The 15,508-nt window shown below is 39.3% G+C and carries 16 protein-coding genes, 1 pseudogene and 1 riboswitch; of the genes and pseudogenes, 13 read left to right on the top strand and 4 right to left on the bottom strand.

Features of this window, described 5'->3' with window-relative positions:
• Positions 1 to 69 precede the first annotated feature (69 nt).
• Positions 70 to 1,110: a translation elongation factor Ts gene (gene tsf / locus ACWPV5_RS08705; protein ID WP_261070733.1), complete on the top strand. Its 1,041-nt coding sequence runs from the start codon at positions 70 to 72 to the stop codon at positions 1,108 to 1,110.
• 121 nt (positions 1,111 to 1,231) lie between these two features.
• Here tsf and cysK read toward each other — a convergent pair whose 3' ends face one another.
• The 3 genes and pseudogenes from cysK to ACWPV5_RS08690 form a co-directional block, all read right to left on the bottom strand.
• Positions 1,232 to 2,158: a cysteine synthase A gene (gene cysK / locus ACWPV5_RS08700; RefSeq protein WP_261070734.1), complete on the bottom strand. Its 927-nt coding sequence runs from the start codon at positions 2,156 to 2,158 to the stop codon at positions 1,232 to 1,234.
• Between the two features lie 96 nt (positions 2,159 to 2,254).
• Positions 2,255 to 2,350, bottom strand: a pseudogene (locus tag ACWPV5_RS08695) (PH domain-containing protein); the annotation flags it as partial.
• Positions 2,351 to 2,443: 93 nt separating this feature from the next.
• The gene (locus ACWPV5_RS08690) at positions 2,444 to 3,079 is read right to left on the bottom strand and encodes a YigZ family protein (protein ID WP_219967464.1); all 636 of its coding nucleotides are present in this window, start codon (positions 3,077 to 3,079) and stop codon (positions 2,444 to 2,446) included.
• 56 nt (positions 3,080 to 3,135) lie between these two features.
• Here ACWPV5_RS08690 and ACWPV5_RS08685 point away from each other — a divergent pair, with 56 nt between their 5' ends.
• From ACWPV5_RS08685 to ACWPV5_RS08630, 12 genes are all read left to right on the top strand, one after another.
• Positions 3,136 to 4,434, top strand: coding sequence for a DEAD/DEAH box helicase (locus ACWPV5_RS08685; protein WP_219967463.1), 1,299 nt, complete (start codon positions 3,136 to 3,138; stop codon positions 4,432 to 4,434).
• Positions 4,431 to 5,093, top strand: coding sequence for a ComF family protein (locus ACWPV5_RS08680; protein ID WP_219967462.1), 663 nt, complete (start codon positions 4,431 to 4,433; stop codon positions 5,091 to 5,093). Before ACWPV5_RS08685 ends, ACWPV5_RS08680 begins: the two co-directional genes overlap by 4 nt.
• Positions 5,094 to 5,172: 79 nt before the next feature.
• Positions 5,173 to 5,721 carry a ribosome hibernation-promoting factor, HPF/YfiA family gene (hpf, locus tag ACWPV5_RS08675; RefSeq protein ID WP_000599100.1) on the top strand — a complete coding sequence of 183 codons (549 nt, stop codon included), beginning with the start codon at positions 5,173 to 5,175 and terminating at the stop codon, positions 5,719 to 5,721.
• Between the two features lie 135 nt (positions 5,722 to 5,856).
• Positions 5,857 to 7,830, top strand: coding sequence for a DHH family phosphoesterase (locus ACWPV5_RS08670; protein ID WP_219967461.1), 1,974 nt, complete (start codon positions 5,857 to 5,859; stop codon positions 7,828 to 7,830).
• Positions 7,827 to 8,279: a 50S ribosomal protein L9 gene (gene rplI, locus ACWPV5_RS08665; RefSeq protein ID WP_173224870.1), complete on the top strand. Its 453-nt coding sequence runs from the start codon at positions 7,827 to 7,829 to the stop codon at positions 8,277 to 8,279. Before ACWPV5_RS08670 ends, rplI begins: the two co-directional genes overlap by 4 nt.
• Before the next feature lie 43 nt (positions 8,280 to 8,322).
• Positions 8,323 to 9,681, top strand: a complete 1,359-nt coding sequence (dnaB, locus tag ACWPV5_RS08660; protein WP_454383392.1) for a replicative DNA helicase — start codon at positions 8,323 to 8,325, stop codon at positions 9,679 to 9,681.
• Complete coding sequence (locus tag ACWPV5_RS08655) at positions 9,678 to 9,944, top strand: Veg family protein (RefSeq protein ID WP_219967460.1); 267 nt, start codon at positions 9,678 to 9,680, stop codon at positions 9,942 to 9,944. The genes dnaB and ACWPV5_RS08655 overlap by 4 nt, the downstream gene beginning before the upstream one ends.
• A gap of 87 nt (positions 9,945 to 10,031) precedes the next feature.
• Positions 10,032 to 11,144, top strand: coding sequence for an N-acetylmuramoyl-L-alanine amidase family protein (gene cbpD, locus ACWPV5_RS08650; protein ID WP_219967459.1), 1,113 nt, complete (start codon positions 10,032 to 10,034; stop codon positions 11,142 to 11,144).
• Between the two features lie 82 nt (positions 11,145 to 11,226).
• Positions 11,227 to 11,329: riboswitch (TPP riboswitch) on the top strand.
• 68 nt (positions 11,330 to 11,397) lie between these two features.
• On the top strand, positions 11,398 to 11,688 hold the full coding sequence (locus ACWPV5_RS08645) for a thiamine-binding protein (RefSeq protein ID WP_219967458.1): 291 nt from the start codon (positions 11,398 to 11,400) through the stop codon (positions 11,686 to 11,688).
• Positions 11,651 to 12,409 (top strand): ABC transporter permease, encoded by a 759-nt coding sequence (locus ACWPV5_RS08640; protein ID WP_219967457.1) that lies wholly within the window; start codon positions 11,651 to 11,653, stop codon positions 12,407 to 12,409. Before ACWPV5_RS08645 ends, ACWPV5_RS08640 begins: the two co-directional genes overlap by 38 nt.
• Positions 12,410 to 12,446: 37 nt before the next feature.
• On the top strand, positions 12,447 to 13,454 hold the full coding sequence (locus ACWPV5_RS08635) for an ABC transporter substrate-binding protein (RefSeq protein ID WP_136936717.1): 1,008 nt from the start codon (positions 12,447 to 12,449) through the stop codon (positions 13,452 to 13,454).
• Positions 13,454 to 14,182 (top strand): ABC transporter ATP-binding protein, encoded by a 729-nt coding sequence (locus ACWPV5_RS08630; RefSeq protein WP_261070735.1) that lies wholly within the window; start codon positions 13,454 to 13,456, stop codon positions 14,180 to 14,182. Before ACWPV5_RS08635 ends, ACWPV5_RS08630 begins: the two co-directional genes overlap by 1 nt.
• 157 nt (positions 14,183 to 14,339) lie before the next feature.
• On the opposite strand, the gene ACWPV5_RS08625 is transcribed toward ACWPV5_RS08630, so the two are convergent.
• Positions 14,340 to 15,506, bottom strand: coding sequence for a tyrosine-type recombinase/integrase (locus ACWPV5_RS08625; RefSeq protein WP_173304095.1), 1,167 nt, complete (start codon positions 15,504 to 15,506; stop codon positions 14,340 to 14,342).
• Between the last annotated feature and the right edge of the window lie 2 nt (positions 15,507 to 15,508).

The following is a 15,508-nucleotide window of genomic DNA, read 5'->3' as shown; positions in this document are numbered from 1 at the left end:
ATAGTAATTACCTAGGAGGGCGGGGCTTAGCCCGGCTCTCCTATTTTTAAAAAATATAGGAGAATCAAAATGGCAGAAATTACAGCTAAACTTGTAAAAGAGTTGCGTGAAAAATCTGGTGCCGGAGTTATGGACGCTAAAAAAGCGCTTGTAGAAACAGACGGTGACATCGAAAAAGCGATTGAATTGCTTCGTGAAAAAGGTATGGCTAAGGCAGCTAAGAAGGCTGACCGTGTTGCTGCAGAAGGATTGACTGGTGTTTATGTTAACGGTAATGTTGCAGCAGTTATTGAAGTAAACGCTGAAACTGACTTCGTTGCGAAAAATGCTCAATTCGTTGAATTGGTAAATACTACAGCTAAAGTTATTGCTGAAGGAAAACCTGCTAATAATGAAGAAGCTCTTACTTTGACAATGCCTTCAGGTGAAACTCTTGAAGCTGCATATGTATCTGCAACAGCAACTATCGGTGAAAAAATCTCATTCCGTCGTTTTGCTTTGCTTGAAAAAACAGATGCACAACACTTTGGAGCATACCAACACAATGGTGGCCGTATTGGTGTTATCTCTGTTATTGAAGGTGGAGACGAAGCGCTTGCTAAACAAATCTCAATGCACATTGCTGCGATGAAACCAACAGTTCTTTCTTACAAAGAATTGGATGAGCAATTTGTTAAAGATGAGTTGGCTCAATTGAACCACGTAATCGACCAAGACAACGAAAGCCGTGCAATGGTTAACAAACCAGCTCTTCCACACTTGAAGTATGGATCAAAATCACAATTGACTGATGAAGTAATCGCTCAAGCTGAAGCTGATATCAAAGCTGAGTTAGCTGCAGAAGGAAAACCAGAAAAAATCTGGGACAAAATCATCCCAGGTAAAATGGATCGCTTCATGCTTGACAACACTAAAGTTGACCAAGCTTACACACTTCTTGCACAAGTATACATCATGGATGACAGCAAGACAGTTGAAGCATACCTTGAATCAGTTAACGCTTCAGTAGTTGAGTTCGCTCGCTTTGAAGTTGGTGAAGGTATCGAAAAAGCTGCAAACGACTTTGAAGCTGAAGTTGCAGCTACAATGGCAGCAGCCTTGAATAACTAATTATAGAAAGGAAGTAAATTTGCTTCCTTTTTTCTATGCAGTCGATCCCTATAGGGAGAGCTTCCTATTTTCAAGGTAAAAATAAAAAGCCCTATAATAAGGGCCAATTGTATTTAGGAGACTAAACTTCAAATTCATAGAGTGCTGTAGAGAGATAACGTTCACCGTTATCTGGTGCTAGAGCAAGAACTTTTTTACCTGTACCTAATTTTTTGGCAATCTCGATGGCTCCGTAGATAGCTGCAGCTGAAGAAATCCCTACAAGGAAACCTTCTTTTCCACCAACTTCACGGCCTAGTGCTAGAGCATCGTCTGACGTTACACGAACGATACCATCATAAGCCTTTGTATCCAGTGTATCAGGAATAAATCCAGCTGATATACCTTGAATTTTGTGAGGACCAGGTTTTTCACCAGATAGAATAGCAGATTCATCAGCTTCCACTGCATAAACTTGAATGTTTGAATTTGCTGTTTTGAGTGCATGAGAAACACCAGAAATCGTTCCACCGGTACCCACTCCAGCAACAAAGACATCTAGTCCATCTTTACCGAAAGCAGCTAGTATTTCAGCTCCTGTTGTTCTTTCGTGTACTTCTGGATTTGCTGGGTTGTCAAATTGAAGAGGAAGGAAACCATCACGTTCAGCAGCGATTTCTTGAGCCTTAGCAATAGCACCTTTCATTCCTTCGCTACCAGGAGTAAGGACGAGTTCAGCACCATAGGCTTGGATAATCTTACGTCGTTCCACACTCATAGTTTCAGGCATAACGATAACAACTTTATACCCTTTAGCAGCCCCTACCCATGAAAGTCCAATACCAGTGTTTCCACTTGTTGCTTCAACAATAGTAGAACCAGGTTTCAGAATACCGTCTTGTTCAGCTTTTTCAATCATGCTAAGAGCAATACGGTCTTTTACAGAAGAACCAGGGTTAAATGCTTCAAGTTTTACATAGACATCTGCAGCACCTTCTGGCACAATGTTGTTGAGTTTAACAATCGGAGTTTGACCGATTAGTTCAGTAATGTTGTTATAAATAGACATATGAATACCTCTTTGTATAAGATATCTCTAGTATAACGCTATCTATACCATTTGTAAAATATAGAAATCCTATCGAAGTGATAGGATTTTTTTATATCACAGGTCTAAGCCATTAATTTTTAAGCGATTGTGATAGGCTAATTCTAGTAAATAGGTGTAAAGGAGAACGCTATCCGTTTTCTTTTTGAATTGCTTCATTTTCTAGTAGGTTTTGGCAAGCATCTTTTTATGTTGCTAATTAAAGTAGCGGTGAAAATGTCAGTGAAACGCTGCATTATCCATTGTTTACACTAGGTTTACAGGAACCTCAACTTCGCGTAAACCTTGATCAGTTAAAGTGACTTTTCCATTAAAAAATTCCACAAGTGAAGCTTTAATAGTTTCTTTTTCTTCTTTATCAACATAAATCATCGTATCGACTTGATCTGTAAAGTTTGTATCCAGTTCCATGAGATTATGTTCTTTAAGGAAGTTATTATATTCTTGGTACTGAGCGTAAGACATTTGAATAGCAATGCCCGCCTGTTCCTTTATTTCAATGATGCCAATTTCTTTGACAGCTAAGGCAACACTGCCTGCGTAAGCACGAATCAATCCTCCAGCGCCTAACTTAATGCCACCAAAGTAGCGTGTCACGACCACACAGACATTGGTGAGATTGTGATTTTCTAGTACCCCTAGCATGGGAACGCCAGCAGTACCACTGGGCTCACCATCATCACTTGTACGTTTGATTTCACTACGTTCCCCAATAATGAAGGCAGAGCAGTTATGCGTCGCTTTGTAGTGTTCTTTTTTGATGGTGGTAATGAAGTCACGAGCCTCTTCTTCGCTATAAACACGCTTGGCATGACAGATAAAGCGGGATTTTTTGATTTCTTCTTGGACTTGTCCGTCCTCTTTAATTGTTCTAAATTCCATGATTTAATTGTACTAAAAAATCATCTAAAGCGCTAGGTTTTTACGAATAAAGAAGTATGAAAGTAAATCCAAATTATCTCGGTCGTTTGTTTACTGAGAATGAATTAACAGAAGAGGAACGTCAGTTGGCGGAGAAATTTCCAGCAATGAGAAAGGAGAAGGGGAAACTTTTCTGTCAACGTTGTAATAGTATTATTCCAGAGGAATGGTATTTGCCCATCGGTGCTTACTATTGTCGAGAGTGCTTGCTGATGAAGCGAGTCAGGAGTGATCAAGCTTTATACTATTTTCCGCAGGAGGATTTTCCGAAGCAAGATGTTCTTAAATGGCGTGGTCAATTAACTCCTTTTCAAGAGAAGGTGTCAGAGGGACTGATTCAAGCAGTAGACAAGCAGGAGCCAACTTTAGTTCATGCGGTGACAGGGGCTGGAAAGACAGAAATGATTTATCAAGTTGTGGCTAAGGTGATTAATAGGGGTGGTGCAGTGTGTTTGGCCAGTCCTCGCATAGATGTTTGTTTGGAGCTGTACAAGCGCCTGCAAGATGATTTTGCTTGCGAGATATCTTTACTACACGGAGAATCAGAGCCGTATTTTCGAACACCACTAGTTGTTGCGACGACCCATCAGTTATTGAAGTTTTATCAAGCTTTTGATTTGCTGATAGTGGATGAAGTAGATGCCTTTCCTTATGTTGACAATCCCACGCTTTACCATGCTGTCAAGAATAGTGTAAAGGAGAATGGGCTGAGAATCTTTTTAACAGCGACTTCGACAGATGAGTTAGATAGGAAGGTTCGTTTAGGAGAATTAAAAAGACTGAGCTTACCTAGACGATTCCATGGGAATCCTTTGATTATTCCTAAACCTGTCTGGTTATCAGATTTTAATCACTGTTTAGAGAAAAGTCGGTTATCACCAAAGTTAAAGACTTATATTAAGAATCAGAGAAAGACAGCTTATCCGTTACTCATTTTTGCTTCAGAAATTAAGAAAGGGGAGCAATTAAAAGAAGTCTTACAGAAGGAATTTCCGCATGAGAAAATTGGTTTTGTGTCTTCAGTTACGGAAGATCGATTAGAGCAGGTGCAAGCTTTTCGAGATGGAGAACTGACAATACTTATCAGTACGACAATATTGGAGCGTGGAGTTACCTTTCCTTGTGTGGATGTTTTCGTAGTAGAGGCCAATCATCGTCTGTTTACCAAGTCTAGTTTAATACAGATTGGTGGACGAGTTGGACGAAGCATGGATAGACCGACAGGAGATTTGCTTTTCTTCCATGACGGGTTAAATGCTTCAATCAAAAAGGCAATTAAGGAAATTCAGCAGATGAATAAGGAGGCGGGGCTATGAAGTGCTTATTGTGTGGGCAGACTATGAAGGCTGTTTTAACTTTTAGTAGTCTCTTACTTCTGAAGAATGATGACACTTGTCTTTGTTCAGACTGTGACTCTACTTTTGAGAGGATTGGAGAAGAGAACTGTCCAAACTGTATGAAAACAGGATTGTCAACAAAGTGTCAAGATTGTCAATTTTGGTGTAAAGAAGGAGTTGAGGTCAGTCATAGAGCGATTTTTACTTACAATCAAGCTATGAAGGATTTTTTCAGTCGGTATAAGTTTGATGGAGACTTCCTTTTAAGAAAAGTGTTCGCTTCATTTTTAAGTGAGGAGTTAAAAAAGTACAAAGAGTATCAATTTGTTGTAATTCCCCTAAGTCCTGATAGATATGCTGATAGAGGATTTAATCAGGTTGAAGGTTTAGTTGATGCAGCAGGCTTTGCGTATCTGGATTTATTAGAAAAGAAAGAAGAGCGAGCTAGTTCTTCTAAAAGTCGCTCAGAGCGTTTGGAGACAGAATTTCCTTTCTTTATTAAAAGTGGAGTCACTATTCCTAAAAAAATCCTACTTATAGATGATATTTATACTACTGGAACAACTATAAATCGTGTGAAGAGACTGCTGGAAGAAGCGGGTGCTGAGGATGTGAAAACATTTTCCCTTGTAAGATGAGGAAAAAATTTGCAAAAATAAAATGAAAGCGTTATAATGAAATAAGAAAAACAAAAATGTTTAGAAAGAAGGTACTCATATGATTAAATATAGTATCCGTGGTGAAAACCTAGAAGTAACAGAAGCAATTCGTGATTATGTAGTTTCTAAACTCGAAAAGATCGAAAAGTATTTTCAAGCTGAACAAGAGTTGGATGCTCGAGTTAACTTGAAGGTGTATCGTGAAAAAACTGCTAAAGTGGAGGTAACGATTCCACTTGGCTCTATTACTCTTCGTGCAGAAGATGTGTCTCAAGATATGTATGGTTCAATTGACCTTGTAACCGATAAAATTGAACGTCAGATTCGTAAAAATAAAACAAAAATCGAGCGTAAAAATAAAAATAAGGTAGCAACTAGTCAATTATTTACAGATGCCTTGGTGGAAGATCCAAATGTTGTCCAGTCTAGAGTTGTTCGTTCAAAACAAATTGATTTAAAACCAATGGATTTGGAAGAAGCTATTCTACAGATGGATTTGTTGGGACATGATTTCTTTATCTATGTGGATGTTGAAGATCAGACAACCAATGTGATTTATCGTCGTGAGGATGGCGAAATTGGTTTGTTAGAAGTTAAAGAATCTTAATTTCAATATGTGTAAAGGAAGGTTTACTGAATTGTAAACCTCCTTTTTCTTATAATTGATAGAATTACTGATTACACTTTTAAAAAGTCGCTTTTTGGTGGTTATTATGGTATAATGGGTGCCAAGAGGTTTGGAATGAAAAAATTTTATGTAAGTCCTATTTTCCCCTTAATATTAGGAATAGTGGCGTTCGGAGTGCTATCTGTGCAACTTGTTTTTGTAACGAATACACTGGTAACGCTATTTCTTTTGATACTTATTTTGGGTTCATATATTTTACTATTCATCCATCAGAGAGACTACTACTCAAAGAGTGAAGTAGAACAAATCCAGTATGTAAACCACCAAGCTGAAGAAAGTTTGACAACCTTGTTAGAACAGATGCCTGTCGGAGTTATTAAATTAGACTTGTCGTCAGGTGAAGTTGAATGGTTTAATCCTTATGCTGAATTGATTTTGACTAATGAAGTGGGCGAGATTGATGTGGCATTAATTCAAACAATTATCAAGGCATCGGTAGGAAATCCAGGTTCTTATGCTACCTTGGGTGAGACCCGCTATTCGGTTCATATGGACAAGGTGTCTGGAGTTCTTTACTTCTTTGATGTGTCTGGAGAATACGAAGCGACTGTTGAGTTAGTAACGAGTCGACCTGTGATTGGGATCGTTTCCGTTGACAACTATGATGACTTAGAAGATGAAACATCGGAGTCTGATATCAGTCATATTAATAGTTTTGTAGCCAATTTTGTTTCAGAATTTGCTGGGAAGCATGCCATGTTCTCCCGTCGAGTGAGTATGGATCGCTTTTATCTATTTACGGACTACACGGTGCTTGAGGGATTGATGAACGATAAATTTTCTGTTATTGATGCTTTCAGAGAAGAGTCGAAACAGAGACAGTTGCCCTTGACCTTAAGTATGGGATTTTCTTATGGTGATGGAAATCATGATGAGATAGGGAAAGTTGCTTTGCTCAATTTGAACTTGGCTGAAGTGCGTGGTGGCGACCAGGTGGTTGTCAAGGAGAATGACGAAACTAAAAATCCAGTTTATTTTGGTGGTGGCTCTGCTGCCTCAATTAAACGTACACGGACTCGTACTCGTGCTATGATGACGGCTATTTCAGATAAGATTCGTAGTGTGGATCAGGTTTTTGTAGTTGGTCACAAAAATCTGGATATGGATGCTTTGGGTTCTGCTGTAGGTATGCAGTTATTTGCCAGCAATGTGACTCAAAATAGCTATGCTCTTTACGATGAAGAACAAATGTCGCCGGATATTGAACGAGCTGTTTCATTCTTAGAAAAAGAAGGAGTTACGAAGTTGTTGTCTGTTAAGGAGGCAATGGGTTTGGTGACCAATCGTTCTTTGTTGATTCTTGTAGACCATTCAAAGACAGCCTTAACTTTATCAAAAGATTTTTATGATTTATTTACCCAAACCATCGTCATCGATCACCACAGACGGGATCAGGATTTCCCAGACAATGCAGTTATCACTTATATCGAAAGTGGTGCAAGCAGTGCCAGTGAGTTGGTAACGGAATTGATTCAGTTCCAGAATTCTAAGAAAAATCGTTTGAGTCGTATGCAGGCCAGTGTTTTGATGGCTGGTATGATGTTGGATACTAAAAATTTCACCTCACGAGTGACTAGTCGGACATTTGATGTTGCTAGCTATCTCAGAACGAGAGGAAGTGATAGTATTGCTATCCAAGAAATCGCTGCAACAGATTTTGAAGAATATCGTGAGGTCAATGAACTGATTTTACAGGGGCGTAAATTAGGTTCAGATGTATTGATAGCAGAGGCTACGGACTCGAAATGCTATGATACGGTTGTTATTAGTAAGGCAGCAGATGCCATGTTGGCTATGTCAGGTATTGAAGCGAGTTTTGTTCTTGCGAAGAATACACAAGGATTTATCTCTATCTCAGCTCGCAGTCGTAGTAAGCTGAATGTACAACGGATTATGGAAGAGCTGGGAGGTGGAGGCCACTTTAATTTGGCAGCAGCTCAAATTAAGGATTCAACCTTGTCAGAAGCAGGTGAAAAACTGACAGAAATTGTATTAAATGAAATAAAGGAAAAGGAGAAAGAAGAATGAAAGTAATCTTTTTAGCAGATGTCAAAGGAAAAGGTAAAAAAGGCGAAATTAAGGAAGTACCAACAGGGTATGCACAAAACTTTCTTATCAAAAAGAACCTAGCCAAAGAAGCGACTGCTCAAGCGGTAGGTGAGCTTCGTGGTAAACAAAAATCTGAAGAAAAAGCTCACGCTGAGATGATTGCAGAAGCAAAAGCAATTAAAGCCCAACTAGAATCGGAAGAAACTATTGTAGAATTTGTTGAAAAAGTTGGTCCAGATGGCCGTACTTTTGGTTCAATTACCAATAAGAAGATTGCAGAAGAATTGCAAAAGCAATTTGGAATTAAGATTGATAAACGTCATATCCAAGTACAAGCTCCGATTCGAGCAGTTGGTTTGATCGATGTGCCAGTGAAAATCTATCAAGATATTACAAGTGTAATCAATCTTCGTGTGAAGGAAGGATAAGTTTACACCTTCTTGACAAGATTGTAAAAGGAAGGGAAGTCTGATGGCAGAAGTAGAAGAGTTACGAGTACAACCTCAAGATATCTTAGCTGAGCAATCCGTTTTAGGGGCTATCTTTATTGACGAGAGTAAGCTTGTTTTTGTGCGAGAATACATTGAGTCTCGGGACTTTTTTAAGTATGCCCATCGTTTGATTTTTCAAGCCATGGTTGATTTATCCGATCGTGGCGATGCCATAGATGCAACAACGGTTCGTACTATTCTTGATAATCAAGGTGATTTGCAGAATATTGGTGGCCTGTCTTACTTGGTTGAGATTGTCAATTCTGTGCCAACTTCTGCTAATGCGGAGTATTATGCTAAGATTGTTGCAGAAAAAGCAATGCTACGTCGTTTAATCGCTAAGTTGACAGAGTCTGTCAATCAATCTTACGAGGCTTCGCAACCAGCTGATGAAATTATTGCTCAGGCAGAAAAAGGCTTGATTGATGTCAGTGAAAATGCAAATCGAAGTGGATTTAAGAATATTCGAGATGTGTTGAATATCAACTTTGGAAATCTGGAAGCTCGCTCGCAACAAACGACCGATATTACTGGTATTGCGACAGGTTATCGTGATTTGGATCATATGACGACTGGTCTGCATGAAGAGGAGTTGATTATCTTAGCAGCTCGTCCGGCGGTTGGTAAGACAGCCTTTGCCTTGAATATCGCTCAGAACATTGGGACTAAGTTGGACAAAACTGTTGCTATTTTTTCACTGGAAATGGGTGCGGAAAGTCTAGTGGATCGTATGTTGGCGGCAGAAGGTTTGGTGGAATCGCATTCTATCCGTACGGGTCAATTGACTGATGAGGAGTGGCAAAAATATACCATTGCTCAAGGGAATCTAGCGAATGCCAGTATCTATATCGATGATACACCAGGGATTCGAATTACAGAGATTCGTTCTCGTTCTCGTAAATTGGCTCAAGAAACTGGAAATCTTGGTTTGATTTTGATAGACTATTTGCAGCTTATCACGGGAACTGGTCGGGAAAATCGTCAACAAGAGGTTTCAGAAATTTCACGTCAGTTGAAAATCCTAGCAAAAGAACTGAAGGTTCCCGTAATTGCTCTAAGTCAGCTTTCTCGTGGTGTAGAACAACGTCAGGATAAGAGACCGGTCTTGTCTGATATTCGTGAATCTGGGTCTATTGAGCAGGACGCTGATATCGTAGCTTTTCTTTATCGTGACGATTACTATGAGCGTGGTGGTGAAGAAGAGGAAGGCATACCGAATAATAAGGTAGAAGTTATTATCGAGAAAAACCGTAGTGGAGCTCGTGGAACGGTGGAATTAATTTTCCAAAAAGAATACAATAAATTTTCAAGTATTTCAAAAAGAGAGGAAATAAGATGACAGATGCATTTACAGATGTAGCTAAGATGAAAAAAATCAAAGAAGAAATCAAGGCACATGAGGGTCATGTAATTGAAATGACTTTGGAAAATGGACGTAAGCGCCAAAAAAATAGATTGGGTAAGCTAATTGAAGTTTATCCATCCCTATTTATCGTGGAATTTGGAAACGTTGAAGGAAATAAACAAGCTAATGTTTATGTTGAATCCTTTACTTATTCAGATATCCTTACGGAAAAGAATTTGATTCATTATCTGGACTAAAGTGAGAAATTTTCTCACTTTTTCTTTTTTCTCCGAATAGTTTAAGTGAAGGTAATCTTCAATTTATATTATTTTCAAGGAGGAAGAATGAAAGTTTTACCATTCAAAGTAACAGAGACAGGATTTTCTTTGAGAAAATCAGTTAAAAAGGTTGTTCCTTTTTTAGTAGTAGGATTGATGCTAGCAGCGAGTGATAGTGTATATGCCTATTCTGGAGGAAATGGATCGATTGCGCGTGGGGATGATTATCCTGCTTACTATAAAAATGGGAGTCAGGAGATTGATAAGTGGCGGATGTATTCTCGTCAGTGTACTTCTTTTGCAGCCTTTCGTTTGAGTAGTGTCAATGGTTTTGAGATTCCGGCAGCTTATGGAAATGCGAATGAATGGGGCTATCGTGCTCGTCGTGAAGGCTATCGTGTAGATAGTGTACCAACGATTGGATCTATTGCTTGGTCTACTGCAGGAGGATATGGTCATGTTGCCTGGGTTTCAAATGTAATGGGGGATAATATAGAAATTGAGGAATACAACTATGGTTATACAGGATCCTATAATAAACGAATTATAAAAGCAAATACGATGACAGGATTTATTCATTTTAAAGATTTGGATGGGGGTAATGTAGTAAGTAGTGGCAAAGTATTCAATAGTCAACCTTCTTCGACAGGAGGAACTCATTATTTTAAGAATAAGGCAGCTATAAAAAATCAACCTTTAGTTAGTGCAACTTCAATTGCATATTATTCTCCAGGTGAGAGTGTTCATTATGATCAGGTACTTGAAAAAGATGGGTATAAGTGGTTGAGTTATATATCTTATAGTGGAAGTCGTCGCTATATTCAGTTAGAGGAGGTTGCGTCATCGCAGAATCAAACAGAAGGTAGTTCCAATGATGTTCTGACTGTTGGTTGGAAGAAAATAAATGGTAGTTGGTATCATTTCAAATCAAATGGATCTAAATCAACAGGCTGGTTAAAGGATGGTTCTAGCTGGTATTATTTGAAATCATCTGGTGAAATGCAGACAGGTTGGTTAAAGGAGAATGGCTCGTGGTATTATCTAGATAGTTCAGGGGCAATGAAAACAGGTTGGTATCAAGTCTCAGGTAAGTGGTATTATTCTTACTCTTCAGGCGTATTAGCTGTCAATACGACGGTGGATGGCTACAGAGTAAACAGTGATGGAGAACGAGTATAGAAAATGGGAGTAGGAAATTTTTCCTGCTCTTTTCTGTAAGCAGTTTTCTTGACTTTTTTTTTATTTTGCGCTATCATATGTCCATATAATATATGGGAGTCTGTGTACAGTCTGAGAGGAAGTGTTAAACTTCGACCGCACCTGATCTGGGTAATGCCAGCGTAGGGAACGATACTTAGTCTATTCTTGACCTTTTCCATATATGGTAAAGGTTTTTCTTTTTGTCAAAGGAAAACGAGAAGAGGAGGTTTTTATGAAAGCAAGCATCGCCTTGCAAGTTTTACCCCTAGCACAGGGGATTGATCGGATTTACGTAATCGATCAGGTCATTGCCTATCTGCAAGCTCAAGAAGTGACTATGGTAGTGACACCATTTGAAACGGTCTTGGAAGGGGAGTTTGATGAGCTCATGCGCATTCTCAAAGAAGCGCTAGAAGTGGCAGGGCAGGAGGCAGATAATATCTTTGCCAATGTCAAAATAAATGTAGGAGAGATTTTAAGTATTGATGAGAAACTTGAAAAGTATACTGAGACGACACATTAGTCTATTGGGCTTTATGGGGGTCTTGTCAATCTGGCAGTTAGCAGGTTTTCTTAAACTTCTCCCCAAGTTTATCCTGCCGACACCTCTTGAAATTCTTCAGGCCTTTGTTCGTGACAGAGAATTTCTCTGGCACCATAGCTGGGCCACCTTGAGAGTGGCTTTACTGGGGTTGGTTCTAGGAGTCTTGATTGCCTGTCTCATGGCTGTACTTATGGATAGTTTGACTTGGCTCAATGACCTGATTTACCCTATGATGGTGGTTGTTCAGACCATTCCGACTATTGCCATAGCTCCTATCTTGGTCTTGTGGCTAGGTTATGGGATTCTGCCCAAGATTGTCTTGATTATCTTGACGACAACCTTCCCCATCATCGTCAGCATTTTGGACGGTTTTAGGCATTGTGACAAGGATATGCTGACCTTGTTTAGTCTGATGCGGGCCAAGCCTTGGCAAATCCTGTGGCATTTTAAAATCCCAGTCAGCCTGCCTTACTTTTATGCAGGTCTGAGGGTCAGTGTCTCCTACGCCTTTATCACAACAGTAGTATCTGAGTGGTTGGGAGGCTTTGAAGGACTAGGTGTCTACATGATTCAGTCCAAGAAACTGTTTCAGTATGATACCATGTTTGCTATTATTATTCTGGTATCGATTATCAGCCTTCTTGGTATGAAATTGGTCGATGTCAGTGAAAAATATGTTATTAAATGGAAACGTTCGTAGAATAAGAATGTTTCAAAAAAGAAAAGAGGAAATTGAAATGAAGAAAACATGGAAAGTGTTTTTAACTGTTTTAACAGCTCTTGTAGCTGTTGTGCTTGTGGCCTGTGGTCAAGGAACTGCTTCTAAGGATAATAAGGAAGCAGAACTTAAGAAAATCGACTTTATCCTAGACTGGACACCAAATACCAACCACACAGGGCTTTATGTAGCCAAGGAAAAAGGTTATTTCAAAGAGGCTGGAGTGGATGTTGATTTGAAATTACCACCAGAAGAAAGTTCTTCTGATTTGGTTATTAACGGAAAGGCACCATTTGCAGTTTATTTCCAAGACTACATGGCTAAGAAATTGGAAAAAGGTGCAGGAATTACTGCCGTTGCAGCTATCGTAGAGCACAATACATCAGGAATCATCTCTCGTAAATCTGATAATGTAGCTAGTCCAAAGGACTTGGTTGGTAAGAAATACGGAACTTGGAATGACCCAACTGAACTTGCTATGTTGAAAACCTTGGTAGAATCACAAGGTGGGGACTTTGAGAAGGTTGAAAAAGTACCAAATAACGACTCAAACTCTATCACACCGATTGCTAATGGAGTATTTGATACTGCATGGATCTACTACGGATGGGATGGTATCCTTGCAAAATCTCAAGGCGTAGAGGCTAACTTCATGTATTTGAAAGACTACGTCAAGGAATTTGACTACTACTCACCAGTTATCATCGCCAACAACGACTACCTTAAAGACAACAAAGAAGAAGCTCGCAAAGTTATCCAAGCTATTAAAAAAGGTTACCAATATGCTATGGAGCATCCAGAGGAAGCGGCAGATATCCTTATCAAGAATGCACCTGAACTTCAGGAAAAACGTGACTTTGTCATCGAATCTCAAAAATACTTGTCAAAAGAATACGCAAGCGACAAGGAAAAATGGGGTCAATTTGATGCAGCTCGCTGGAATGCCTTCTACAAATGGGATAAAGAAAATGGTATCCTTAAAGAAGACTTGACAGATAAAGGCTTCACTAATGAATTTGTGAAATAATGACAGAAATTAGACTAGAACACGTCAGTTATGCCTATGGACAAGATAGGATTTTAGAGGACATTAACCTGCAGGTGACTTCAGGTGAAGTGGTTTCTATCCTAGGCCCAAGTGGTGTAGGAAAGACCACCCTCTTTAATCTAATCGCTGGGATTTTAGAAGTTCAGTCAGGGAGAATTGTCCTTGATGGTGAAGAAAACCCCAAGGGGCGCGTGAGTTATATGTTGCAAAAGGACTTGCTCTTGGAGCACAAGACGGTGCTTGGCAATATCATTCTGCCCCTCTTGATTCAAAAAGTGGATAAGGCGGAAGCCATTGCCCGCGCGGATGAAATTCTTGCGACCTTCCAGTTGACAGCTGTACGAGACAAGTATCCTCATGAACTCAGTGGTGGGATGCGTCAGCGTGTAGCCTTGCTCCGAACCTACCTTTTCGGGCACAAGCTCTTTCTCTTGGATGAGGCCTTTAGCGCCTTGGATGAGATGACTAAGATGGAACTCCACGCTTGGTACCTTGAGATTCACAAGCAGTTGCAGCTAACAACCTTGATCATCACGCATAGTATCGAGGAGGCCCTCAATCTCAGCGATCGCATCTATATCTTGAAAAATCGCCCTGGGCAGATTGTTTCAGAAATTAAACTAGATTGGTCTGAAGATGAGGACAAGGAAGTCCAAAAGATTGCCTACAAACGTCAAATCTTGGCAGAATTAGGCTTAGATAAGTAGAAAAATAGGGAGTTGGTGAAGATTATCCTTTACCAGCGCCCTTTTTCTTTTAAAAATGAGAAAATTTCGGTATAATAGTCAATTATACCGAAAACATTCTATAATCGTTGATGCATAAGGGTTTTATGTATCGCTTTTTTTTATTTTGTGGACTTTTTTAAGAACTTTTTATTTTTTCGAGGGCAGTTTCAAAGAATGAGACTGCTCTTTTTTGGTTCTCTTTTGATAAATGGCTGTAAGTGTCCATAGTTACAGATATTTTTGCATGGCCAAGCCGTGTCTGTATTTCCTTGTAGGGTAGACCGGCATTAAGCAAGATACTAGCGTGAGTGTGTCGGAAAGCATGAAAGCCTAAATCAGTACAGTTAGCGTTTTTCAAGTGCTTATGTAGGCGATAATCAACCTTTCGAGTATTGACATAGTTGTCAAAGCTATCAGAAAATACTTTCTCATAGGTTAAGCCAATGTTTCTACCGTTTTCTGCTTGTCTTGCTCGGTAGAGACGAAGCATGAGCACTGTTTTATGATCGATATCTAAAACTCTATAGCTTGATTTTGTCTTAGGACTGTTTACCTGGTTTAAAATGTTGAGTGTTTTGTTAATATCGATTGTTCCGTTCTGCAGGTCAATATCAGACCATTCCAAGGCCAGACATTCACGGATACGCAGTCCAGTAGCTAGGAGCGTCTTATAAAGCACAGTATCATAAAAATTGATAAAGGTATTTTCTAGGCTATCGAGATAGGAGAGGAAGTTTTTAAGTTCCTGATCTTGAAAGTATTTAATTTCTTGTTTATCTCTTGTTATCTTTCTAGGAATGACAACATCACGAGCAGGGTTATTGTCTAATGCCTGGATAGAAACCCCATACTGTAGTATACGTTTATTTAAGGCATGAAGGTGATTGTATTCTTTATACCCCGTTCCGTCCTGATTGTACTCATCCGCCCACTTATTTACCTGAGTTTGGATAATAACAGGAGTAAGCTTATCTAGTTTATAAGTACCAAATGAGGGTAAGAGGTAGTTATTTAAGCAACCTTTTATCTTTATCTGCGTATTAGTCTTTATGGTATGCTGGTAGGTTTGCCAAAATAAGTCCACAAGTTCGCTATAGGTTGTTATATGTGAGTGTTGTTTCCGTGTAGAGCCGTTTTTCTGAAATTCTACCTTAGCCTGGGTAGTCTTGTTTCTGAGTTCTTTCTTTGTTCGTGCCGATATGGTAGTCTTGACCTTCTTACCAGTTACAGAATCAATGCCAAGATAGATACTAGAGCGGTAGACTACTGATCCGTCTTTTTTCGTGTGTTGTATAATTTTCATGG

The sequence above is a fragment of the Streptococcus sp. Marseille-Q7156 genome, from assembly GCF_965119495.1.
This window is presented reverse-complemented; position numbering and strand designations above follow the sequence as displayed.